The 22827-nt window shown below is 43.9% G+C and carries 22 protein-coding genes and 1 pseudogene; 17 read left to right on the forward strand and 6 right to left on the reverse strand.

Going from position 1 to position 22827, the window contains the following annotated elements; genetic code table 11:
- Window positions 1-9 precede the first annotated feature (9 nt).
- Genes MKY44_RS14635 through MKY44_RS14645 form a run of 3 tightly spaced genes read left to right on the forward strand, consistent with a single transcriptional unit; the run spans window position 10 to window position 3420 of the window.
- Window positions 10-891 carry a carbohydrate ABC transporter permease gene (locus tag MKY44_RS14635; protein ID WP_338586959.1) on the forward strand — a complete coding sequence of 294 codons (882 nt, stop codon included), beginning with the start codon at window positions 10-12 and terminating at the stop codon, window positions 889-891.
- Between the two features lie 56 nt (window positions 892-947).
- On the forward strand, window positions 948-2441 hold the full coding sequence (locus MKY44_RS14640) for an ABC transporter substrate-binding protein (RefSeq protein WP_341007643.1): 1494 nt from the start codon (window positions 948-950) through the stop codon (window positions 2439-2441).
- Between the two features lie 16 nt (window positions 2442-2457).
- Window positions 2458-3420 carry an amidohydrolase family protein gene (locus tag MKY44_RS14645; RefSeq protein ID WP_341007644.1) on the forward strand — a complete coding sequence of 321 codons (963 nt, stop codon included), beginning with the start codon at window positions 2458-2460 and terminating at the stop codon, window positions 3418-3420.
- Between the two features lie 19 nt (window positions 3421-3439).
- Here the strand turns inward: MKY44_RS14645 and arr are convergent, their stop codons facing one another.
- A complete protein-coding gene (gene arr, locus MKY44_RS14650) occupies window positions 3440-3856 on the reverse strand; it encodes an NAD(+)--rifampin ADP-ribosyltransferase (protein ID WP_341007645.1) in 417 nt (138 codons plus the stop codon).
- 384 nt (window positions 3857-4240) lie between these two features.
- On the opposite strand from arr, the gene MKY44_RS14655 reads away from it, so the two are divergent.
- The 4 genes from MKY44_RS14655 to MKY44_RS14670 all read left to right on the forward strand — a co-directional run bounded on the left by MKY44_RS14655 (window position 4241) and on the right by MKY44_RS14670 (window position 6155).
- Complete coding sequence (locus MKY44_RS14655) at window positions 4241-4723, forward strand: MarR family transcriptional regulator (RefSeq protein ID WP_341007646.1); 483 nt, start codon at window positions 4241-4243, stop codon at window positions 4721-4723.
- 20 nt (window positions 4724-4743) lie between these two features.
- Window positions 4744-5319, forward strand: coding sequence for a nitroreductase family protein (locus MKY44_RS14660; RefSeq protein WP_341007647.1), 576 nt, complete (start codon window positions 4744-4746; stop codon window positions 5317-5319).
- A gap of 17 nt (window positions 5320-5336) precedes the next feature.
- Window positions 5337-5822 (forward strand): nitroreductase family protein, encoded by a 486-nt coding sequence (locus tag MKY44_RS14665; RefSeq protein ID WP_341007648.1) that lies wholly within the window; start codon window positions 5337-5339, stop codon window positions 5820-5822.
- Window positions 5823-6008: 186 nt separating this feature from the next.
- Window positions 6009-6155 (forward strand): hypothetical protein, encoded by a 147-nt coding sequence (locus MKY44_RS14670; protein WP_164783312.1) that lies wholly within the window; start codon window positions 6009-6011, stop codon window positions 6153-6155.
- Window positions 6156-6779: 624 nt separating this feature from the next.
- Here MKY44_RS14670 and MKY44_RS14675 read toward each other — a convergent pair.
- The gene (locus tag MKY44_RS14675) at window positions 6780-7724 is read right to left on the reverse strand and encodes an NAD(P)-dependent oxidoreductase (protein WP_341007649.1); all 945 of its coding nucleotides are present in this window, start codon (window positions 7722-7724) and stop codon (window positions 6780-6782) included.
- Between the two features lie 175 nt (window positions 7725-7899).
- Between MKY44_RS14675 and MKY44_RS14680 the strand changes: the two are divergent.
- Window positions 7900-8202, forward strand: a pseudogene (locus MKY44_RS14680) (MFS transporter); the annotation flags it as partial.
- Between the two features lie 52 nt (window positions 8203-8254).
- Here MKY44_RS14680 and MKY44_RS14685 read toward each other — a convergent pair.
- The 3 genes from MKY44_RS14685 to MKY44_RS14695 all read right to left on the reverse strand — a co-directional run bounded on the left by MKY44_RS14685 (window position 8255) and on the right by MKY44_RS14695 (window position 11269).
- Window positions 8255-9811 (reverse strand): glycine betaine uptake BCCT transporter, encoded by a 1557-nt coding sequence (locus MKY44_RS14685; RefSeq protein WP_341007650.1) that lies wholly within the window; start codon window positions 9809-9811, stop codon window positions 8255-8257.
- Between the two features lie 261 nt (window positions 9812-10072).
- The gene (locus MKY44_RS14690; RefSeq protein WP_340982437.1) at window positions 10073-10498 is read right to left on the reverse strand and encodes a MarR family winged helix-turn-helix transcriptional regulator; all 426 of its coding nucleotides are present in this window, start codon (window positions 10496-10498) and stop codon (window positions 10073-10075) included.
- 132 nt (window positions 10499-10630) lie between these two features.
- The gene (locus MKY44_RS14695; protein ID WP_036615355.1) at window positions 10631-11269 is read right to left on the reverse strand and encodes a nitroreductase family protein; all 639 of its coding nucleotides are present in this window, start codon (window positions 11267-11269) and stop codon (window positions 10631-10633) included.
- 281 nt (window positions 11270-11550) lie between these two features.
- On the opposite strand from MKY44_RS14695, the gene MKY44_RS14700 reads away from it, so the two are divergent.
- On the forward strand, window positions 11551-12486 hold the full coding sequence (locus MKY44_RS14700; protein WP_341007651.1) for an NADP-dependent oxidoreductase: 936 nt from the start codon (window positions 11551-11553) through the stop codon (window positions 12484-12486).
- A gap of 289 nt (window positions 12487-12775) precedes the next feature.
- On the opposite strand, the gene MKY44_RS31525 is transcribed toward MKY44_RS14700, so the two are convergent.
- Window positions 12776-12844 carry a hypothetical protein gene (locus tag MKY44_RS31525; RefSeq protein ID WP_445670689.1) on the reverse strand — a complete coding sequence of 23 codons (69 nt, stop codon included), beginning with the start codon at window positions 12842-12844 and terminating at the stop codon, window positions 12776-12778.
- 32 nt (window positions 12845-12876) lie between these two features.
- On the opposite strand from MKY44_RS31525, the gene MKY44_RS14710 reads away from it, so the two are divergent.
- The 8 genes from MKY44_RS14710 to ilvD all read left to right on the forward strand — a co-directional run bounded on the left by MKY44_RS14710 (window position 12877) and on the right by ilvD (window position 22718).
- The gene (locus MKY44_RS14710; protein ID WP_341007653.1) at window positions 12877-13329 is read left to right on the forward strand and encodes a hypothetical protein; all 453 of its coding nucleotides are present in this window, start codon (window positions 12877-12879) and stop codon (window positions 13327-13329) included.
- Window positions 13330-13589: 260 nt separating this feature from the next.
- Window positions 13590-13823, forward strand: a complete 234-nt coding sequence (locus MKY44_RS14715) for an ATP-binding protein (protein ID WP_341009859.1) — start codon at window positions 13590-13592, stop codon at window positions 13821-13823.
- Window positions 13824-14058: 235 nt separating this feature from the next.
- On the forward strand, window positions 14059-16326 hold the full coding sequence (locus MKY44_RS14720) for a beta strand repeat-containing protein (RefSeq protein WP_341007654.1): 2268 nt from the start codon (window positions 14059-14061) through the stop codon (window positions 16324-16326).
- 108 nt (window positions 16327-16434) lie between these two features.
- Window positions 16435-18102, forward strand: a complete 1668-nt coding sequence (locus MKY44_RS14725; RefSeq protein WP_341007655.1) for a hypothetical protein — start codon at window positions 16435-16437, stop codon at window positions 18100-18102.
- Window positions 18103-18157: 55 nt separating this feature from the next.
- Window positions 18158-19366, forward strand: a complete 1209-nt coding sequence (locus tag MKY44_RS14730) for a hypothetical protein (RefSeq protein ID WP_341007656.1) — start codon at window positions 18158-18160, stop codon at window positions 19364-19366.
- Window positions 19367-19417: 51 nt separating this feature from the next.
- Complete coding sequence (locus tag MKY44_RS14735) at window positions 19418-19771, forward strand: hypothetical protein (protein ID WP_036671514.1); 354 nt, start codon at window positions 19418-19420, stop codon at window positions 19769-19771.
- A gap of 574 nt (window positions 19772-20345) precedes the next feature.
- Window positions 20346-21011, forward strand: a complete 666-nt coding sequence (locus MKY44_RS14740) for a GntR family transcriptional regulator (protein WP_341007657.1) — start codon at window positions 20346-20348, stop codon at window positions 21009-21011.
- A gap of 15 nt (window positions 21012-21026) precedes the next feature.
- Window positions 21027-22718, forward strand: a complete 1692-nt coding sequence (gene ilvD, locus MKY44_RS14745; protein ID WP_341007658.1) for a dihydroxy-acid dehydratase — start codon at window positions 21027-21029, stop codon at window positions 22716-22718.
- Window positions 22719-22827 lie beyond the last annotated feature (109 nt).

Genomic DNA, 22827 nt, shown 5'->3' on the forward strand with positions numbered 1-22827 from the left:
GAGGACAACATGTATTCAAATAGGATATATCAAATGGCTGTTCACCTCGTGCTCATCATGATGGGAATCGCTGCAGTGTTTCCGTTTATACTTCTGATATCCGCTTCTCTAACCGAGGAACAAGCCATTATCAGGGATGGTTATCGTTTGTTACCAGCTCAATTCAGCTTCGATGCTTATGTGTATCTGTTTAATCAATATTCGTTGATTCTGCGGTCGTATGGAATTACGACGTTCATCACGGTCGTGGGCACGATCGTTGGATTGCTGATCACAACCCTGGTCGCTTATCCGCTATCCAGAAATGTGCTTCCATTTCGTTCGTTCCTGTCATTCTTCGTATTTTTCACCCTGCTTTTCAATGGGGGGCTGGTGCCCATGTACCTGGTTTATACGGACCTCTTCCATTTGAAAGATACCATCTGGTCGCTAATCATCCCGAATTTACTGACCAACGGGTTCTACATTTTGTTGATGCGCAGTTTCTTTTCCACATCAATTCCCGGCGAAGTCGTGGAGTCAGCCTATGTGGACGGAGCCAACGAATGGGTTATTTATTGCAAAATCGTTCTCCCGCTTGCTCTCCCAAGCCTGGCAACCATTGGTCTGATGCTCATGATCTCGTATTGGAACGATTGGTTTAACGGTCTGATCTTCATCAATGACGGAAGCCTCTACAGCATTCAAAACCTGCTTAATCGAATGTTGTCTGATGTCCAGTACTTGCAGCAAAACAGTTTGTCTGGCCAGACGGCGGTTGTCTCTTCCGTACCTCTCGGCAGTGTGAGAATGGCTATTGCCGTAATCGGCGTGTTGCCGCTGATCGCAGCGTATCCGTTTTTCCAGAAGTTCTTCGTCAAGGGATTGACCATTGGTGCCGTAAAAGGTTAGTCATGCTTCGTATCCAAGAGGTCTCATCCAAAAGCAAACATGGGGAGTGAATGAAGATGTTCAGAAAAAGATTGCCTGCGGGTTTCTTGAGGGTAATGTCCTTAATTTGTGCGGCCCCTCTATTGTTGACGGCATGCGGAAATCCAGATAGTAAGGAGGGAGCTGAACCTGGGAAAGCTTCAGCAACAGACATGTATGAAGTGGTCATGACGTATCCGGCTTTTGGGGATGTAACAGATGTTAAGGAAATTCAGGAAGCCATCAGTGATATTACAGCGGAAAAGGTAGGCGCCACCGTGAAGCTCTTGCCTGTTAATGGATCGAACTATGCCAATCAAATGAACTTGATGCTGGCGGGCAGCGAGAAACTGGATCTGGTGTATACCAGCGTTTGGTTCGGCCTTGAATCCCAAATCGGCAGGGGGCAGTTACTGCCCATGGACGAATCGTTGATTGAATTTGGCAAAAAGATACTGGAGGCTGTTCCGGAGGAAGCCGCAGAAGCCGGGAAGATGAATGGCGAAACATATGGCGTTCCCAGTATTAAAGCTTGGGCACTTTCTCCCAGTTTTGTGATGGATAAAGAGCTTGCCGATAAGCATGATATTGACCTTAACTCCATAAAAACCTGGAATGATATCTCTGCTGTATTGCAACTTATCAAGGACAATGAGCCGGGTGTCACGCCGATTGTCAGCTATACCTCTCAGGAAACACCCGGACAAGCCATGCTGAATTTTGATCCATTGGGAACAGCACCTGGCGTACTGGATTTTGGCGGGGAGGACTTCACCGTGCAGAATCTTTTTGCGACTTCGCGGTTCTCCACAATGGCTGACCTGATGCGTGATTGGTATCAAAAAGGTTATTTCAGCAAAGACGTCGCAACGTCACAGGAAACGGGGTCCAATCTGATCAAGGCAGGCAAAGCCTTCTCGTATATCCGGAATATCAATGAGTGTTACTCGGAATCACTTGCGGCTGGGACTGAACTTGTATGCGTCCCCCTTGAGGATTCGTATATGACGCGAAATAGCGTAGCTTCGAACATGATGTCTTTGGCAAGGAACAGTGAGCAGCCGAATAAGGCGATTCAAGTATTGGAACTGTTTTACTCGGACGAAGCAGTCATTAATCTGTTTACCAATGGAATTGAGGGCAAGCATTATGTTAAGCAGGATAATGACCTGATCGGCAAGCCGGAAGGTGTCACTGCAACAGGATACGATTCGAACCAATATGCCGTGGGGAACAATTTCCTGTCCTATATATGGGAAGGGAACGATCCTGACATGTGGGAGCAGTTGAGGGGCGAAAACGAGAGTGCCGTAAAATCAAGGGCGATGGGTTTCAGCTTCGACATCAATCCGGTTAAAACACAAATTACCTCGGTGGCCAACGTCCAAAATCAGTATGATGCAGGCTTTCAGACAGGAACTTTTGATCCGTCAGAACTAGGCGCTTATCTCGACAAACTAAAGAATGCAGGCGTAGAGAAAATATTGACTGAAAAGCAAAACCAGTTAAACCAATGGCTTGAAAATAAATAGAAGGAGCTGATCACGCATGTTTAATCCTGTCATTGATGTTCACCACCATATCATCTCTAAAGAAATGCAACGAAAGCAGCGGGAGCTGGGAATGGAGATTCCAAGTTTTATGCCGAAGTGGACGCCCGAGATCGGGATGCAAAAAATGGATGTAGGTGACATCTCGTTTTCATTCCTTTCAGCCCCGTCAGACCTGACGTTCATCGACCAATCTTCTGCCAACACATTGGCACGTAAAATGAATGAAGAGCTCGCATCGTATGCTCAACTTCATCCTGAGCGGTATGGTGCGTTTGCAACGCTTCCACTCCCGGATCCCGCAGCAGCCATGGAAGAAACCTTGTATGCACTTGATGTTCTCGGGATGGATGGTGTTGCAATGCTGACAAGTTATCAGGGGAAATATTTAAGCCATCCGGATTACACCGAATTGTTAACCGAATTGGATCGACGCAGTGCTGTTGTGTTTCTGCATCCCATCCTCATACCGCAAAAAATCGCTGGACTTAGTCCTGCGCTGCTTGAGGGCACCTTCGATACAACGCGGGCCGTCACTACGATGGCTGTTCATCGCATTTTCGACCAATATCCATCCATTACGTTCATTCTTCCTCATACAGGGGGCATGGTGCCGTTTATCAAATGGAGAATTGCGCTTGCCGCCATCGGGCAAGATTCAATTCAGGTTGAAACAACACCGGAACAATTTCAAGCTGAAATAGCCAAACTGGACCACCTTTATTATGATTCCACGTTGAACCTCGGCTCGATCCAAAAGTTGATTGCGCCTGATCGGATTCTGTTCGGAGCGGACATACCTTGGCCAGCGGACAGCGTCCTTCGGATACAGCGGGAGTCGGTATTCCATGAAGCACAGCAGATCAGCGAAGAAAACGCGAAGGCGATCGCTTATGGCAATGCTTTTCGTCTATTTCCCCGCATTTCTAAGCTTTTTGATATAGAGAAAAAGTTAATTTAAAGTGACAGGAAACGATAAATCAATCATATATTATATTTTTTCCTTCTTCACTTAGTTTTCTCAAAGATGTAATCATGTGATTAATCTCTTCTTCGGAGTGTCTTTCCCATGAAGCTAATTCAGCTATTATTTTAAGTGGAGATTTAGATCGATATGAACGTGTTGGATTTCCAGGAAACTTTTTATCAGTTACGTTTGGATCACTTTCAAAATCTCCTAATGGTTCTACAATGTAGATTCTTTCTTTTGCATTAGATCTTGCCAATTCAGCACCCCATTTGGCAGCATTTAATGTTGCAGTAAAGTATATATGGTTAGAATTTTTCTCTTGGTAATTTGATAAAAATTGTGGTTCTAATAAATCACCAATTTGCAGTTCTGTTTTTGTACCATGAAAAAAAGGACCTTGGTCTATGATCACTTTTTTGTCATCCATACTGATCCACCTCTTTTTTAGTTTTGTATTTAGCAGTATAGTGTAGGAATTTCAAAAAAAACAGTCTATAAAAACATAAAAAATAACGGTATAATTTAAGTAGAGAGAACGATACTGAGTCCAATAACCCAAGTTAAGAAAGCAGCCGATCAGCGTGATCGGCTGCTTTTGTTTAACTAACGAGCAGGTTAAAAGATAATCCGTTCAAGGCAGGTCTCTGTCCTGGATTATAGAGTAATGTTGTAATGCCAGAGAATGTAGTTGATAAGCATTATCATTCATGATATATTGTTAACCAGTAAACTAAATATAAGAATTTATTTAGAATAACCCTATTTATTAAATAATATTTTTGTTTACAAGTAAATAAGGAGCGATCAAAGAATGATCTCAAAAGATCGAACAAAACAGTTACTTTATGAACAATTTATCCGTTTTTTACATGTGTATGAGAACCACAAGGATACAGAAATCGAGCATTTCCTAAGTATCGCCCAGCGAGAAAGCATCGAGAAAATCCCTCAGCATTTGACCGCGGTTCATATGATAGATTGCATAGGCAAGCATGAGCCCATTAACAACACGGGTATTGCCGAGGCGATGAATTTGTCCAAAGCAAGTATCACCAAAATTGGCAACAAATTGCTGGAGGAAGGATTCGTCAAACGTACGAAAATGAATGACAACAAAAAGGAGAGCTATTTCCGGTTGTCACCGCAAGGCAAAAAAATCTTTGAACTGCATGAACGTCTGCATATACATGAGGCTGAGCGCTTCTATCGTACTCTCGACAAATATTCGGAAACGGAGCTAAAAGTAATCCATCAATTTCTTCAAGACAGCAGTATAAATATTGAATCCAGATAGAACGAAGGAGAGTGAAGCATATGAGTCTGGCGGAATTGATCAGGGAGCGCAGGAGTATTCGTAAATGTAACTCTACGCCGGTGGACCAGGAGTTAGTTGTAGAGTTACTGCGTAAGGCTATACGGCTTCAACCATTTGTTGAGTCTGGCTCGTGGCGTGTAGTATATGCCGGAACGCCAGAAGCACGCAAACGGTTGGTGGACTACATGCTGGAACAGATGTCCCAGAGCAAGCTCGGCAAGCTGATCCCAGGGAAACTTCTGGATGTTTTTAAAAAGAGATTTACCGATATTCCTGCGCACGTCATTGTTATGTCGACTGTAGGATCGAATCGTCTGACCAATGACCGTAATTATGCGGCTGCCTGCGGGGTGATGCAGAGCTTCCAACTGCTGGGCTGGGAACAAGGTCTAGGAATGTTATGGGATACAGAGTCCATGATTCAGCACGAAGGGTTCTTCAATGGAATTGGCTTACGTGAGGATGAAAGATTCGTTGGTATTCTTCATATAGGGTATTACGACAAAGCGCCAAGAAGTCGGAAAAGAACACCAGCCGAGCAGAAGTGGACCGTATTGCGAGGACAGTCTACATAGAAGAGGAGGATGTAAAAATGAAATTGTCAGATCTGGAAGGAGACATGGACAGTCCAAGTGAGTTTTTGGATCGACCGGTATCGCAGGATCTAATCCTTGAGTTGCTCAATCATGCCGTATGGGCGCCAAATGATGGACTCCGAGAGCCGTGGCGATTTATCTTTGCTGATAACCGGTATGGGGACATCATGCAGGGATTACAGGAGCCTGCCCCTGCATATCTTCTGGTCTTGGTGAAGGAAGAGGCGGATCAATATAAGCGGGAAGAGGACTTTGCAGCTGTCTGCTGCCTAATTCAGAATTTCCGCTTGCTGGCTCATGAGCAAAGTCTGGGTGTGCGCTGTACCTTGCATGACTGGATGTACGACCCGAGCCGTACTGAAATGTTTGGTGTACTGAGTAACGAGCGCATTGCTGCGGTTCTGGAATTGGGATACGGTGCAAATCAGTGGAAAGGGAATACGGAGTTAACTGAGACTCAACTTCATTTTGAACTGCTGTAAGGTGGAGACGATGGGATGAGACTCCAAAATGTGAATAAATTGTTTTACAATCATTGTCAGTACGTTATACTACAATCATTAGGTGAATTACTCAATAAAAAAATGAAATATTGTAATTGATTAGTCACCCTCGGCTCGTCATCGTCTTGAGCCGCTTATTACATAATAAATATAGGAGGTATGATTATGGTCAAGAAGAAAATGTCCACAGCACTCAGTGCAGCTTTAATCGTTTCTATGTTGGCTACTGGCGTGATAGTCGCTATTCAAGGTACAACAACGTTAGAAGTAGCGAAGTCAGCAGGGGAAAAAAAGGTTGAAGTTATTAAATAAAGCATACGTGAGAGACCTGCTAGAAAGTTAAAAGAACCTCATCTCGGTTAACCCGGCTGAGGTTTTTTCTGTATCATTAGGCATTGAAAAAATGCAGACCTAAGTCCGTGAACGCTTGACCACCATTTACCATGACGCAAAGTCCAATCTAATGTACACGGAACTGGAAATGACCAACCAGGAGAAACGGTAATCCAAGCAGTCACAATTAGTTTCTTACTACAAAACACCAGATAACGAGTATTAACAGCTCAACATTACGAGAGGTGAGGGAACGCTTAACGCAGGGAAAGATATGCTTAATATCGTTATTTATTATGATCTCTTAAGGAATGGAGTTTATGAGACAGGTTCTACTGACCATAAACTCATTATGGAAGTCATTGACCCGAGCGGGAAATCCATAGAGAAGATATTAACACTTGGTACCGATTTAACCGTTGGCAATAATAGATCAAACTTCATGAACTTGAATACCAACTTAAGCAAAATCATAAATAGTGGGACAGTTCGAATCAATCTGTATGATGGACCTTTGTCAAGAATGTGGTCACTTACTCTACGGATTTTCCGGTAAATTGCTGTGCAAAACGGGCAGGGGAAAGGTACCCCTGCACCAAAATATCATAACTGATTGAGCTTGCTTTCAGGCTCCTCACCATTTTCTACACGTTTTATATTCTTTATAAAGAAATCATATCTTGTTTTATGAAATTTCCGACCATCAGGCATTCCTGCTGTATGGGGAGTAAGTATCACATTACCCAGATTCCGGAGCTCACTATCAATAGGAAGCGGTTCAGATTCAAACACATCCAGGCATGCGCCTGAAATATCCCCGTTTTTTAATGCATCAATCAAGTCTCTTTCGTTGACAATGCCTCCGCGGGCTGTATTGATAAAAAGAGATGTATTCTTCATTTTTTTGAATGTCGCTTTGTTGATCAGCTGTTTGGTATGCTGATTCAAGGGTACATGTACACTGACTATGTCCGATGTGCTTACAAGAGTATCGAAATCCACCATTTTCACCAAATCGTCCGATTGTGCAATGGCATTTCTCGCATAAGCCAGCACATTCATATCAAAGACCCTGCAAAACGCAGCTACTTTTTTTCCAATAGCACCCAAACCGATAATCCCAATCGTTTTGCCCTTTAATTCACTCCCTGTATAGTCCAATTGATTTTCATCCATCTTGTTTTTCATGAAAGTATCAAGAAACGGTATGTTTTTATAATAAGACAATATCAGTGCCATGACGTGCTCTGCCACTGCCTGTGCATTCACTCCTGCAGCATTAGCCACCCAAATGCCGAGCTGTGTACAGGCAGGGACATCCACATTATCAAATCCGGCACCCGTCTGTACCAATTTTAATTTTTTTGCGTTAGAAAGCAGGCTGTGGTCCACTTTAATATGTTCAGGAATGATTACCTGGCAATCTTCAATATGATGCAGCATTTCTTTTCCTGGCGGAACAATTAGAACGTTCCAGTCTTGCGGAAAACTCCTTGCAATATTTGATTTCGAGGTCTCGCTAAAATAGCCAACGATGAGAATCTTCATTGCTAAACCACCTTTCATAAGCTACCATTCTTCGGATAAAACCGTTTGATGCTCGTCATTTTATCCTTTTAATACAATTTTATCAAGAAAATCTCATCACGTTCTATTGAACCAGAATGGAAAAGAATCTAGATAAACAATATACTAGCTATATAGTTTTTTTATTGAGGTGAATAGTTCTAATGTCATTCTGTTGTGGATCGTCATACTCGGAATTGGTGGAGGTTTCGCCTTTAGTTTGGCCATGATGTTTTTCGGGTTACGCACTGAAAATGCGCATCAAGCAGCGGAACTATCTGGCATGGCCCAATCGATCGGATATCTTCTTGCCGCAATCGGTCCAGCCCTTATAGGATATCTGCACGATGCAACAAATAGTTGGAACCTGCCACTTTTCATTCTTCTTGGGGCTTCGGTGTTACTCTTTGTAGTTGGTATAGGAGCAGCAAGTAATCAAAAACTCAATACCATGAAATAATAAAAAGCCCGCAAGGATGCGGGCTTTTGTTAGTTTTAACATCAAGTATACATTACCTGCCAGAAATTTCATTCAGCGAGATTTCCTGTTCCTCCAACAGTCGTTTCAGCTTTTGGCGCTGCCGTTTTTCCTTCTGACGGCGCTCTTTGTCCTCAGCCTTTAGAGCCTTGAGCAGGGAGAAACACATACCGATAAGGACAATAGCGAACGGCAATGCGGTTACAATGGATGCCGTCTGGAGGCCAGTTAACCCCCCGCTGATTAGCAGTACTACCGCGATGGAGGACTGCATGATTCCCCAGGTTAATTTCACTCTTGTAGTTGGGTCCAGTTTGCCATCTGAAGTGAGCATGCCCAGTACAAAGGTAGCTGAATCAGCCGACGTAATAAAGAAGATCATGATCAGCATTGTGGCGATGAATGCCACGATCGTGCCCAAAGGCAACTGCTCCAGCATAAGGAATAAAGCGGTTGTCGTATCTTCCTTGACAGCCTCCGCCAGATGAGCGGCATTGAACAATTCCATGTGAAGTCCTGTTCCGCCAAAGACGGAGAACCAGATAAATCCGAAGAGACTTGGAATAACCATGACGTAAATTACAAATTCCTTTATGGTTCTTCCTCTGGATACCCTTGCGATAAAAGTGCCGACAAAAGGAGCCCACGAGATCCACCATGCCCAGTAAAATAACGTCCATGCTCCAATCCAGGTTTCTCTTGAGAACGGCGTCAGTCTCAAACTCATGTTAATAATATTCTGCATGTAACTGCCCAAGGTTGTTGTGAATGTGTCAAATATAAAAGAAGTCGGTCCAGTCACCAATACAAACAACATTAATAACAAAGCTATAACGAGGTTGACGTTGCTCAGAATCTTAATACCTTTATCCAAACCGGAGGTTGCCGAGATTAAAAACAGTATCGTTACAACTATGATAATGACAACCTGAGACAGAGTCGAGTTAGGAATACCGAATAAGTGATCCAGACCCCCGCCGATCTGAAGAGCACCCAATCCAAGCGAGGTCGCAACACCAAAGATGGTGGAAATGACCGCCAGAATATCAATAACCTTACCAAGCCAGCCGGCAGCAAGACGCTCACCGATCAGAGGAATAAAGGTGGAACTGATCAGCCCTTTGTATCCTTTCCGGAACTGGAAGTAAGCAAGCGCTAAGCCGATGACGGTATAGATAGCCCAAGGGTGCAGCCCCCAGTGGAAAAAGGAATAACGCATTGAAAGTATGGCAGCTTGCGTTGTTTCGGGTACCGCCCCCTCAGGTGCAGATAAATAGTGGGACAGCGGTTCAGCAACTCCCCAGAAAACCAGCCCAATGCCCATACCAGCGCTAAACAGCATGGACAGCCAGGAAACCGTAGAATACTCCGGCTCATCATCGTCATCCCCAAGCCTAATACCCCCAAACCGGCTGAACGCCAGATAGAAAGCAAAGATCAGGAAGAACAGTGTCGCTAGCAAATAAAACCAGCCAAAATTCTGAATAGAAAAGTTGTAGGCAACATTAGCCACATCCGCTAGCTGATCAGGAGCGACGGCTCCCCATATTGCAAACAGTGCAACGATGATAATTGTGATTGTAAATACCATGATGAGACCTCCATTATGTAAGCTTCAGCCAACTGTTTCCTTAGTATGTGCTAGTCCAACTTGTAATATTTCGAAAAGCTAGCTGTTGATAAATTAAAACAAACCGCCATGTAATGAAACACTCAGCGGTTTGTTTTGATCTTGCCTGAATAATATATGGCCTATAATCTCTTGTTAATCTGAAATATTGTATCATCTCATCTAACTAGTTTTATTCATTTAAGAAAAGAATTCTGAAGAAGGCTGACTGGCATCGTAAATTTACAGATCCTTAAGATTAAATTGCATGCGTGTAAGCATGTCAGTCATCATTGCAACTTCTTCTTCACTGAAATCCAGTATCATCTGATGAAGAAACTGGTTTCGATCCTGCTTGAAATTGGCGATATGCGTTAGCCCTTGTTCTGTTAACCGGACGAAGGTTTCCCGATGATCGTCGGGGTTTTTTCTTCGTGACACCAAACCGTCTGCTTCCAGTTGCTTCAAATGGCGTGTAACAGCAGCACTGTCAATATGAATGGCCTTCTGCAAATGGCTTTGTGTAACTTCTTCATGAAGATAGAGATGATACAACAGAACGTATCGTGAGGAACTGATCCCCGTACAACGTTCAAATTTAGGTTTCAACTGATTGCTTATATTTTTAAGTAATATTAATAAGGTTTCTTGTTCCAGCGAACAATTCATGTTTGCCCCTCCTTGAATGGTGCAGAATGTCTTGAAAAGCTTCATGTAACAAGGGCAGATTCCTTCCAAGACATTCAGCAACTAAAGGCAACTATATCACAATGTGGAGACTGCTCGCACTATCGCTTTGAATCATGCCCAAAACGTGGTCTCTTCGGCTGGCATACGGTAGGAGGTGTATCCCTCGCTTGCAGCTTTTCCAATTGTCAGTAGCATGACTGGTACATAACGTTCTTTATCCAAGCCAAACACTTCGGCAATTTGATCTTTTTCATAACCGCCGACTGGATTGGTGTCATACCCATGTGCACGGGCAACCAGCATCAATTGCATGGAAACCAGACCGGCGTCAAGCATAATGACATCGTTCATTTCAGCATCGGACATGTTGTTATAGATCGGTTTGAAAGCCTTCAACTGAAAGTCCTTAACATCTTGTGGCATTAAGCCATGCTCAACAGCTTTTCCATAGATGTTTTCTGCATAATCGAAGTTGTTTTTGTCCGCAAACACGGCAATGACAGCAGAAGCTTGAGCGACTTTTTCTTTGTTAAAGCGGGACAGTGGGACGAGTTTTTCTTTTCCCTCTGGAGTATCCACCACAAGGAAGCGCCAAGGCTGCATGTTGATGGAGGAAGGGGCAGTGCTAGCTTCATTGATGATTTGAGTCATTTCTTCCCTGCTGATTTTTACGGATGAATCGTATGTCTTAATGGAGCGGCGTCCATAAATAATTTCGTTAAAATCGTTTGTTTGTTGGTATGGTTTCATAATAGTTACTCTCCCTTTATATTTTGTTGAGTCATCAATGTTTGACTAGTCAATTGTTGATAAGTCAAATATAAACGATAACTAAGTCCATTTCAATAGTTTTTTTATGTAAAAATATCACAATAACAGCAACATTTCCGACGATTCTTAACTTTTGCATAATTTTATCCTGGTTGTTTAAAAATGAGTAAGGATAATATGCATGAACCCAGTGACTAGATACAAATAAATAATCAGGAATAGCACGTAAAAGGCTATTAACTTAGAGGAGTGATACAAAAATGAAAGCAGTTGTGATTAATCAATATGGAAGTAAAGAAGAGTTAGTTGAACAGGAAGTGAATAAACCGAAGGCAGAAGCCAATCAAGTTGTTGTAAAACTAGAGGCTACCTCCATTAATCCAATCGATTGGAAATTAAGAGAGGGTTACTTAAAAGAAATGTATGATTGGGAATTTCCTATTATCTTAGGCTGGGATGTAGCTGGGGTCATAACTGAAATTGGTTCAAACGTTAGCAAATGGAAAGTTGGAGATCGAGTATTCAGTCGTCCTGATACAACACGTTTCGGTTCGTATGCTGAATATACAGCAGTTGATGAGTACCTTCTGGCAAAACTACCTGATTCAATCTCATATGAGGAGGCTGCGGCTGTACCTTTGGCTGGTTTAACAGCATGGCAGGTACTGTTTACTCATGGCGATCTAAAAGAAGGTGAAACCGTACTTATTCACGCTGGAGCTGGTGGTGTAGGTATGTATGCCATTCAATTAGCAAAACATGCCGGCGCTCATGTTATTACAACAGCAAGTGAAAAAAATCATGAACTTCTTTATTCGTTAGGTGCTGATCAGGTCATTGATTACAAAACGGAAAACTTTGAAGAGATTCTAAAAGATATAGATTTAGTGTTTGACACGATGGGTGGAGAAGTAGCTGAGAATAGCTATAAGGTGCTTAAGCCAAATACCGGAAGACTGATTACCATTGTTGGTGAACCCAATCATGATACTGCTAAGTCTCACAATGTATTAGCAAAGGGGATATGGCTACAGCCAGATGGTGATCAATTGCAGAGAATGGCAGATCTGATGGAAGAGAAAAAAATAAAGTCAATTGTAGGGGCAACATTCCCGTTTAGTAGACAGGGTATTTATGATGCACATGCTTTGAGTGAAACTCACCACGCTGTAGGTAAGATTGTCATTACATTTTAAAAAAGAAGACTGGGAAAAACCGCTAAACGTTAAAATAGGCAACTGTCGAAGGACAAAAACATATTCCCATTAAGTCGCTATCTTAGCGGCTTTTTTATATTATCAGTACAAGTTCGTGTCCCGAGCCAAGGACAAGAACTTGTACCGATTGCGATTTAAGAGATTTATGTAAGCAAACTTTGCGTCTCTTTAATAAAAGCGGCGATAGGCAGGAGAAATCGCTTCCAGGGAGGGGACTGCTAATCCTATGACACAGTTAATGGAAGGGGGTAACGGTTTTGCCAGGATATTAGCTGGCACAGCCGGTAGTATCATCGAAGGCAATCGTATGGCTAACGCCCGATTGGCTGGTATGCAGAAGTTCTCCTGCTCGGGTGAAGCTTCCCGTTTGTGATCAGACACGTTATGGAAGACATGAACAAGCAGCTCGACCGTATTGAGAAGAGTTTGAACTTGCTGAATAACGAATATCAGAATTTCGTTAGCGCGATCGGCAATAGACCGTTCATCCGGACGCGAACCCGTGAATTCACGAAGGACGGGGGAATATCTAGAGAAAAGCTGATTCTTCTTCTTCGGGAAACCAGAAAGGAATCGGAAAATGTTGTAGCTGCGTTATCAAACGACGATTTGTCCCGAGAGGTTATCATTCGCTATGAACGTGAGGATTGGAACCGAATGCACCGAACGAATAGGTGTACTGAAGAAACCTACGATACAAGATTAATCGGTCGTCTGCTTATCCAGGTATCGGCACACTACGGATATCACGCAGGACAGATCGTTGTGCTTGCCAAGTTGTTGCAAGATACGCAAGAACATGTCACGGGTCAGTACCATTGAGGAGGGCATTGATGGTCATGATCAGACTTGAACCGTTCAAACATCCCAAGTGATTCACTGATCTATAGAGTGGTGCTTGAAATCAAAGATACGGTGAAGGGCATAATAAACCATATATTGCGACCAACTTTCTATACACAGTATAGAAAAATTCAATTACGCAGCTGCACAATCTCATTGTTAGCATTACTCGCATAATCGTGCAGGAATCGGAGGATAAGCTTCTGACGAAAGTCCACGCCAACGTGAATCCAATGCTGATGTCCCATGGGATCGCCAACCTTGTGGACAATGCCATCAAATATTCAGGCAGTCCATCGCTAATCGAATTGAAGTTGAAACATACCACAAGCGAGATAGTTATACGGATACGTGATCAAGGTATTGGTATCACGGGCGATAAGTTGGAGAGAGTGCAGGAACGTTTTTACCGGGCGAAAAATGCAAGCACAGCGAACGATTCAGGTCGATGTAAAAGAACGAATACCCTTTAAAGTCGCTATTTTAGCGGCTTTTTTTGTTGTAACGACACAAGTGCTTTCCAGAGTCAATTAGTTCCCTGTAATGAAAAAATAAAAGTACACCATGAATGGATACAAATATGCGGCACAGAGAAGAGGAAGACCAAACCGTTGAAATTGTCGGTCTATAGGAGTGAGAGAAGGATTAGGATATAAGGAATGCAATTTCTCTCCTGTTCCTAAAAACGTAAAGAAAGGGGGGGGATAAATGGCCATACTATCAACTGGGCCGATCGAGAATAATCCCGTTAGCGGTGTAAGACCAACACAACAGTTGACCATTAATATTGATAATAGAAATACGGTTACGAATGCAATTGTTTTAATTCAGGGTTATTACCTAAACGGGACTAGAACGGAATATATACTTGAATTAATTAGCGTAAATCCAAATCAAGCCATAAAAAAAGATTATTTTGCAAACCTAGACGTATTTGAATTTGTCTTTACAACGAGCGGTTTAGCAGAACAACAAGTAGAAATTTCAGTTTGGGGAAAAAACTCCATGGGACAGCTCGTAACGCCTCACCGTATTGTATCTTCAGAATTGTTAGAAGACAATGGAGCCACGGGAATCACAGGCGCAACCGGCGCAACTGGGGCAACTGGGGCAACGGGCGTAACTGGAGCTACGGGGAACACAGGTTCAACCGGTGCGACTGGGGCCACGGGCGTAACTGGAGCTACAGGGAATACAGGCCCCGATGGAGGTGCAACTGGAGCCACGGGGACCACAGGGGCAACGGGTGTAACGGGAGCAGCAGGCATCTCAGGTGCAACCGGGGAGACAGGGGCAACGGGCGTAACCGGGGAAACAGGCATCACTGGCGTAACTGGGGCAACCGGAGCTACGGGCATCACCGGGGCTACCGGGGCTACCGGGGCTACCGGGGAAACAGGGGCAACGGGCGTAACCGGAGCCACAGGCATCTCAGGCGCAACCGGCGAGACAGGGGCAACGGGCGTAACCGGAGCCACAGGCATCACTGGCGCAACTGGCGAGACGGGGGGAACGGGGACCACGGGCATCACTGGCGCAACCGGCGAGACAGGGGCAACGGGGGGAACCGGAGCCACAGGCATCTCAGGTGCAACCGGCGAAACAGGGGCAACGGGCGTAACCGGAGCCACAGGCATCACTGGCGCAACTGGCGAGACAGGGGCAACGGGGGGAACCGGAGCTACGGGCATCACAGGTACAACCGGAGAGACAGGGGCAACGGGCGTAACCGGAGCTACGGGCATCACAGGTACAACCGGAGAGACAGGGGCAACGGGCGTAACTGGGGCTACAGGCATCACAGGTACAACCGGAGAGACAGGCGCCACGGGCATAACTGGTGCCACAGGCATCACAGGTACAACCGGAGAGACAGGCGCCACGGGCATAACTGGTGCCACCGGGATCACAGGTGCTACCGGTGAAACAGGGGCAACGGGTGTAACCGGAGCCACAGGCATCTCAGGTGCAACCGGCGAAACAGGGGCAACGGGCGTAACCGGAGCCACAGGCATCTCAGGCGCAACCGGGGCCACCGGGATCACAGGTGCTACTGGGGAAACTGGTGCAACCGGCGTAACGGGAGCCACAGGCATCTCAGGCGCAACCGGGGCCACCGGGATCACAGGTGCTACTGGGGAAACTGGTGCAACCGGCGTAACGGGAGCCACAGGCATCACGGGCGCAACCGGGGAGACAGGGGCAACGGGCGTAACTGGAGCCACAGGCATCACGGGCGCAACCGGCGAAACAGGGGCAACGGGCGTAACCGGAGCAACGGGCATCACGGGCGCAACCGGGGAAACAGGGGCAACGGGCGTAACCGGAGCCACGGGCATCACGGGCGCAACCGGGGAGACAGGGGCAACGGGCGTAACCGGAGCCACGGGGATCTCAGGCGCAACCGGCGTAACCGGGGCCACAGGGAGCACAGGGGCAACGGGCGTAACTGGAGCTACAGGCATCACGGGCACAAGTGGGGCAACGGGTGTAACTGGAGCCACGGGAATCACAGGCACAACAGGTGCAACGGGCTCAACTGGAGCCACAGGGAGCACAGGTGCAACCGGGGCAAATGCCACAATACAAAATGGATTATTTAATGTTAGCGTACCGTCTGTTGCAAATGCGACAGCTATTTCGTATACGACCGTATTTATTAATGGCACTAACATATTGCACCCAACAAGTACTACCTTTGTACTAGCATCAGGGCACATTTATTTGGTTTCGTATACGTTTAGAGGAACGAGTTCTGTAATTGGGAACGTTACGGTTACACCAAGAATTAATCTTGTATTTCAAAGTCGGTTTTCAGGGAGAGCAGTTACAGGAACTTTAGATGCGAATGTAAGTGTATCTGGGACGTTTTTAGCTGATGCTACTTCAACTGCGATTACAATCGATTTTCTTTATAATGGGTCAGCAACAGCTACACTTACAGATGGTTCTGTTTCGATTATTCAGGTTCAGTAGCGGAGTGGAAGATGAGCGCCTAAATTTTTGTTAGTTTAAAACCAAAGGGGTGGAGGTGGATGAATATTTCTGCCTCTAATCATTTGGAAAAAAGGAGAATAAAATTTTATGGCTATTTTATCAACCGGACCGATTGAGAATAATCCGGTCAGTGGTGTAAGGCCAACGCAGCAACTGACAATTAAAATGGATAATCGAGATTTAATCAATAGTGCCGATGTTTTGATTCAAGGATATTATCTAGACGGAGCTCGAAACTTATACGTAAACGAACTCATTAATGTGAATCCAAATGAAGTAATAACGAAGAATTATGATGGGGACTTTAATGCTTTTGAATTTGTCTTTACAACGAGCGGTTTAGCAGAAGATCAGATGGGAATCTCGGTATGGGGAAAAAATGTAGAGGGGCAACTTGTAATTCCCCATCGTATTGTATCTTCAGAATTGCTAGGCGCAAATGAAGTAACAGGCCCCCCAGGAACAACGGGAGCTACGGGATCTACAGGAGCCATAGGACCCACTGGGGCTACAGGAGTTACAGGAGCAACGGGAGCCCAAGGTACGATTGAGCCTAATGCGACCATCGTGGGAGTAGGACCCAATGTTAGCTCTCAATTTAACGAATTAAGAACCAACGAAAAAACACCGATTATTGAGTTGACTTCTGTATATGGCTTATCCAACCTAAGAGACATTGTTTTAACATTGGGCGATGCTACAGTCGGAAGTAATAATACGGAATTTCAATTAACTACAACTATATCCGGATCTGACATTGCTATCCTTCAAAGCTCGGAGAGAGGAAGGTATGAATCAGGCTTAGCGGGAGAAATAGGAATTGGTGCTCGTTTACCAGCTCCACCGACAGGGACCCAAGTGGTCAGATGGGGCGCTTTTGACGATCAGAACGGCTTATTCTTTGGACAGAGCGTAGTGAATGGAATATTTGTAGCGATCAGAAGAGCAAGTGTAGACACCATTATTCCTCAAACATCTTGGAATGTGGATAAATTAGATGGAACAGGTCCGAGTGGCGCGACGCTTAATTTATCTAAAGGGAATATATTTCAAATCGTATTTACTTGGTATGGGTATGGAGTAATCGAATTTAGAGTTGTCATCCCTGATCCTGCGACTTTAGCACAAGAAGTAATTACCGTTCATCGCTTTTCCCCCAATGGGCAAACCAGTCTGGCCGATCCTAATCTTCCTCTACGTGCGGAAATCTTTAATAATGGCACAGAATCAGAACTCAATTTATTCGTTGGAGGAAGACAATACAGTATATTGGGTAAATATAATCCCATTTTCAGGGTTACTTCCGAAAGGAGAACTGTAACTGCAACAGGGTCACTCACACCAATTTTGTCTTTCCAGAGAAAGACATCCTTCCCGCCAGGTTCAGGTAGGGCAAATTCAGTGAGTGTCAAATTAGAAAGTATTGATCTTATAACTACAGATGATATTTACTATCAGGTCATATTAGGAGGAACGATTAATGGGGGCTTCGTGAACTTTCCAACTGCAACAACTAATATTCCAACTTCGGAAACAGCTCTTCTAATTAACAACACACTAACGACAATAGCAGATGGTCAAGTCCTATTACAAGGCTTAGTAGCCGGAGTTGCGGGAAGTGTCAGAATATCAGCTTCTTCTTCATTATTGGATTTCCAATTACCTGACTCTGAAATTGTGACTTTAGCCGTAGGAAATTTAAGCGGGGGTACTAATCCTGTTACGGCCACCTTCAGTCTTACTGAAGAATGGTAAAAAGTAATAGAAAAGGAGGGATTCACTTTTCCCTTTCTGCGAAGGAGGAACTATCTTGTCAGATATTATTATCTCGAATATTGGTCCGAATATAAGTTCGCAATTCGATGAGCTGATTGTATCGGAAAAAACCCCAATTGTGGAGTTAACATCTGCATATGGTCTATCCATTCTAAGAGATTCCGTTTCAACCACTGGGGATGGTACGGTTACCAATGATGCAACGGAATTTAATCTAAGCAATACCACTAACGGAACAGATTCGGCCATTCTAGAAAGTGTATTACGAGGTAGATACGAGCCAGGATTCGCAGGAGAGGCCGGAATCGGCGTTCGAATACCTATACTGCCGATAGGCAATCAGATTGGAAGATGGGGATTTTTTGACGATCAGAACGGGGCTTTCTTTGGAGTAAATAGCACAAATGTATTCGTGGTCATACGGCGAGGAGGCTCCGATACAACATTTCCTCAAAGTTCATGGAATGTAGACCGATTAGATGGAACAGGTCCGAGTGGAGCGACGCTTAGTTTATCTAAAGGGAATATATTTCAAATCGTATTTACTTGGTATGGATATGGAGTAATCGAATTTAGAGTGGTCATCCCTAATCCGTCGACTTTAGCGCAAGAGGTAATTACCGTCCATCGATTCTCTCCAACAGGTCAAACGAGTTTTATTGACCCCAATCTTCCATTAAGAGCACAAATCGATAATAACGGAACTGCAGAAGCTTATACCCTTTTTGTAGGAGGAAGACAATATAGTATTATCGGAAAATATGATCCTACCTTTAGAGTCACTTCGGAAAGGAGGAGGGTTACCAATCTCACATCAACACTAACACCCGTCCTATCATTTACAAGAAAAGCAATCTTCCCTTCGGGATCAGCTAGAACGAACTCTGTTCAAGTGGATCTAGAAGAAATAAACATTATCTCATCCGTAGATCTTAGTTATCAAGTACTTGTGGGTGGAACTCTCGACGGAGCATTTATTAATTATCCAACAGCTACAACGATCATTCCCGATAGCGAAACAGCTCTGTTGGTAAACAACTCTTCTACGACGATTACTGGGGGGGAAGTCGTTTTTCAAGGAATTACAGGAGGCGGAACAGGAGGAAACAGGATATTAGCTTCTTCAGAACTATTCGATTTCACGCTTCCTGAAAATCAGGTCGTAACATTAGCTGTATCAAATATTGGTGGGGCAGGCTCGAATATAGTTGATGTGGTATTTAGTGTTGCTGAGAGCTGGTAAAACCTCAGGTCATAATGATATACAATAGATGTTGGGAAGGGGTAATAGAGAATGATTTTATCCACCGGCCCGATAGAAAATAATCCTGTTAATAGTGTAAGGCCGACACAACAGTTGACGATCAAGATAGATAATCGCAACTTAGTCGATGGCTCGAATATCTTGATTCAGGGTTATTATTTAAATGGAACAAGAACACTATATGTACTTGAGTTAATTTCTATAAATCCAAATCAAGTCCTAACCAAAAATTATTACGCAGACTTTAATTCTTTTGAATTTGTCTTTACAACGAGTGGTTTAGCAGAGCAACAAGTTCAAATTTCAGTTTGGGGTAAGGATGCCGCCGGACAACTTGTCTCAGCGCATCGCTTAGTAGCTTCTGAACAACTTGACGAAGCATAAGAAGCAAGAATTTGATAATATTTGTATTTTTGCGAGATAAACTAAAGGAACACGGTGTAAAATCAAAGCTTGAACCTATGTCGTGGAAAATGCTCTAAACGTTTTCAATGCGCATGGGCATGAACTTAAGTGGATTTGCTGTTCAGAAAGAAGCAACCAGAATAACATTGTTCCATTTAAAGTTGTCGAGGGACAAGAACATATTCCCATTGAAGTCGCTATATTTAAGCGGCTTTTTTTATTTTATCGGTACAAGTTCGTGTCCCGAGCCAAGGACAAGAACTTGTACCGATTGCCGATTAGATGTTTACTTAACTAAAAAGTACATAAGCCCTCATTAGTACCAAATAATTTTATATAAGAACAGAATCATATTAAAATATATTACTTATGTAATATTTCTCAAAGAAAGACTCTTCAACTATAGTCTTTCTTTTTTGTCTCAAACTCTCAATAAAAACAAGTAGTTATCTGGATAAACTTAATTGAGCGAGTAAAAATGAAATAAAAATTGCTTCTCGATCGTGTATGCGATATATTGCATATAAGAATAATTGTAATGAGGATGAAAACAATGCCAATTCCTAAAGATTTTTCCTTACCAGTCCGTATGTCCGCAAAAGAAAGAGCGTTTTCTCAGATTCAGCGATGGATCATTGATGGAACACTGCAACCAGGTGAAAAGCTTATTGATGCGGAAATGGCTGAATCGCTTGGAGTCAGCCGGACACCGATTCGGGAGGCATTTCAGTTACTCGAAGTTCAAGGCCTCGTGTCCATGCATCCAGGAAAAGAAACAAAAGTAACGAATATTGAGAAAAACGATATTTTTAAGATGTATTCAACGATGGCTGCTCTTCATGCCTTAGCTGCTGAAATCACCGCCCAAACTATTGTTCCAGAACAGATCGAGAAACTAAGATCCATAAATTTGGAATTCGCAAGTTCTATTAAAAATGGACAAGTTTATCAGGCTATGGAGGTGGATGAGCAATTTCATAATCATATTGTGGAGCTCTCAGATAATCCTTATGTAGCTACATTTAATACATCTCTTCAGATTCACATTAGGCGATTTAAATACGTATTTTTAAAACAACCTATTACGGCTACACTAGCTTCAGTTGAAGAACATGATCAGATTATTAAAGCTTTTGAAGGCAAAAATAGCAACGATGCCCATAATTTAATGAAACAAAATTTTATTCGACCGATGCAGGAACTGAACGAAATACTTTGAAATGAGGGAAGAAACATGGAAAATAAAAAAGATCTTCGCATTCGAAGCAAGGTAATCAGTGAAGGTGCTAACCGGGTACCGAACAGAGCGATGCTGCGTGCAGTTGGATTTCAAGATGAGGATTTTAAAAAGCCAATGATCGGAATAGCAAGTACGTGGAGTGAAGTAACACCGTGTAATATGCACATCAATGATTTAGCGGTGCAAGCTAAGCAGGGCGCACGTAATAACGGCGGTGCTCCACTAATTTTTAATACGATTACCGTTTCTGATGGGATCTCGATGGGGCATGGCGGGATGTTGTTCTCGCTACCAAGTCGGGAAGCTATAGCTGATTCGATTGAAATTGTGACCGGAGCCGAGCGTTTTGACGGCGTTGTTGCGATCGGTGGTTGTGACAAGAATACGCCTGCATGTCTGATGGCTATTGGACGCATGAACATTCCTTCCGTTTATGTATATGGGGGAACCATTCAACCTGGTAATCTCGACGGTAAAAAAGTGGATATCGTTTCAGCTTTTGAAGCCGTTGGGCAATATCAAGATGGAAAAATAACAGATGAACAATTGCATAAGGTCGAATGCAGTGTTTGTCCAGGTCCAGGGGCTTGTGGGGGGATGTATACCGCTAATACGATGGCCGCAGCTGCAGAAGCAATGGGTATGTGTTTGCCTGGTTCTTCTTCGACATCAGCTATCTCAGCGGATAAAGCATTGGAATGCGAAGCAGCCGGTAAGCAGGTCATCTCACTTCTTGAACAGGAAATCTACCCAAGAGACATTATGACGAAGAAAGCATTTGAGAATGCGATCACCGTTGTTATGGCTCTAGGGGGATCAACCAATGCATTTCTCCATCTGCTAGCTATTGCGCACTCCGTAGAAGTGGATTTAACCTTGGATGATTTTGAACGAATTCGCTTGCGTGTTCCTCATTTGGCAGATCTGAAGCCAAGTGGTCAGTATGTCATGCAGGATTTGAATGATATTGGTGGTGTTTCCGGGGTAATGAAGCTATTGCTTGCTGAGGGATTACTTCATGGGGATTGCCCCACCGTAACTGGTAAAACGTTGGCGGAGAATTTAGCGGAAGCTGCTCCACTTCAGAATGATCAAGAGATTATACGTCCACTCAATAATCCGCTTAAACCAAATGGACCACTGGTTGTGCTTCGAGGAAACCTAGCTCCTGAAGGCGCTGTTGCCAAAATGTCAGGCATGAAGATACAACAGTTTTCCGGACCGACAAAGGTGTACGATAGCGAAGATGAAGCGACAGAAGCGATCATGAATGATGAAATTCAAGAAGGGGACGTATTGGTCATACGCTATTGTGGACCGAAGGGTGGACCAGGTATGCCTGAGATGCTTTCCGTTACAGCACTCATTGTAGGAAAAGGTCTCGGGGGGAAAGTTGCTCTCATAACAGATGGTAGGTTCTCGGGTGGATCGCATGGATTTGTAGTCGGCCATGTATCCCCTGAGGCACAAGTAGGTGGACCGATCTCTTTGCTCCAAAATGGAGATATTATCACCATTGATAGCGACATTCAGGAAATTAAGGTTGAAGTGCCAGAAGAAGAGTTGGCCGCTCGAGCGCAAGCTTGGGTACAACCGCCACTGAAAGTGAAGTCCGGTGTACTTGCCAAATATGCTAAATTAGTTTCCTCCGCTTCCAAAGGGGCAGTAACAGATTTGATGGAATAAGACAAATAAACATTAATGCTGCATATAAAATGGGAATGGAGAACCTGCTACAACGAATGCATGAAGCACGCGAAACAAAAAAACGCCAGCTTTAGAGATCAAGAAGTTC

Source organism: Paenibacillus sp. FSL R7-0026, assembly GCF_038004485.1.
Lineage (GTDB): Bacteria > Bacillota > Bacilli > Paenibacillales > Paenibacillaceae > Paenibacillus > Paenibacillus xylanexedens_A.

Coding starts and splice junctions, on each gene's coding strand:
- MKY44_RS14635 (WP_338586959.1), top strand. CDS start 10: ATGTATTCAAATAGGATATATCAAATGGCTGTTCACCTCGTGCTCATC.
- MKY44_RS14640 (WP_341007643.1), top strand. CDS start 948: ATGTTCAGAAAAAGATTGCCTGCGGGTTTCTTGAGGGTAATGTCCTTA.
- MKY44_RS14645 (WP_341007644.1), top strand. CDS start 2,458: ATGTTTAATCCTGTCATTGATGTTCACCACCATATCATCTCTAAAGAA.
- arr (WP_341007645.1), bottom strand. CDS start 3,856: ATGGATGACAAAAAAGTGATCATAGACCAAGGTCCTTTTTTTCATGGT.
- MKY44_RS14655 (WP_341007646.1), top strand. CDS start 4,241: ATGATCTCAAAAGATCGAACAAAACAGTTACTTTATGAACAATTTATC.
- MKY44_RS14660 (WP_341007647.1), top strand. CDS start 4,744: ATGAGTCTGGCGGAATTGATCAGGGAGCGCAGGAGTATTCGTAAATGT.
- MKY44_RS14665 (WP_341007648.1), top strand. CDS start 5,337: ATGAAATTGTCAGATCTGGAAGGAGACATGGACAGTCCAAGTGAGTTT.
- MKY44_RS14670 (WP_164783312.1), top strand. CDS start 6,009: ATGGTCAAGAAGAAAATGTCCACAGCACTCAGTGCAGCTTTAATCGTT.
- MKY44_RS14675 (WP_341007649.1), bottom strand. CDS start 7,724: ATGAAGATTCTCATCGTTGGCTATTTTAGCGAGACCTCGAAATCAAAT.
- MKY44_RS14685 (WP_341007650.1), bottom strand. CDS start 9,811: ATGGTATTTACAATCACAATTATCATCGTTGCACTGTTTGCAATATGG.
- MKY44_RS14690 (WP_340982437.1), bottom strand. CDS start 10,498: ATGAATTGTTCGCTGGAACAAGAAACCTTATTAATATTACTTAAAAAT.
- MKY44_RS14695 (WP_036615355.1), bottom strand. CDS start 11,269: ATGAAACCATACCAACAAACAAACGATTTTAACGAAATTATTTATGGA.
- MKY44_RS14700 (WP_341007651.1), top strand. CDS start 11,551: ATGAAAGCAGTTGTGATTAATCAATATGGAAGTAAAGAAGAGTTAGTT.
- MKY44_RS14715 (WP_341009859.1), top strand. CDS start 13,590: ATGTCCCATGGGATCGCCAACCTTGTGGACAATGCCATCAAATATTCA.
- MKY44_RS14720 (WP_341007654.1), top strand. CDS start 14,059: ATGGCCATACTATCAACTGGGCCGATCGAGAATAATCCCGTTAGCGGT.
- MKY44_RS14725 (WP_341007655.1), top strand. CDS start 16,435: ATGGCTATTTTATCAACCGGACCGATTGAGAATAATCCGGTCAGTGGT.
- MKY44_RS14735 (WP_036671514.1), top strand. CDS start 19,418: ATGATTTTATCCACCGGCCCGATAGAAAATAATCCTGTTAATAGTGTA.
- MKY44_RS14740 (WP_341007657.1), top strand. CDS start 20,346: ATGCCAATTCCTAAAGATTTTTCCTTACCAGTCCGTATGTCCGCAAAA.
- ilvD (WP_341007658.1), top strand. CDS start 21,027: ATGGAAAATAAAAAAGATCTTCGCATTCGAAGCAAGGTAATCAGTGAA.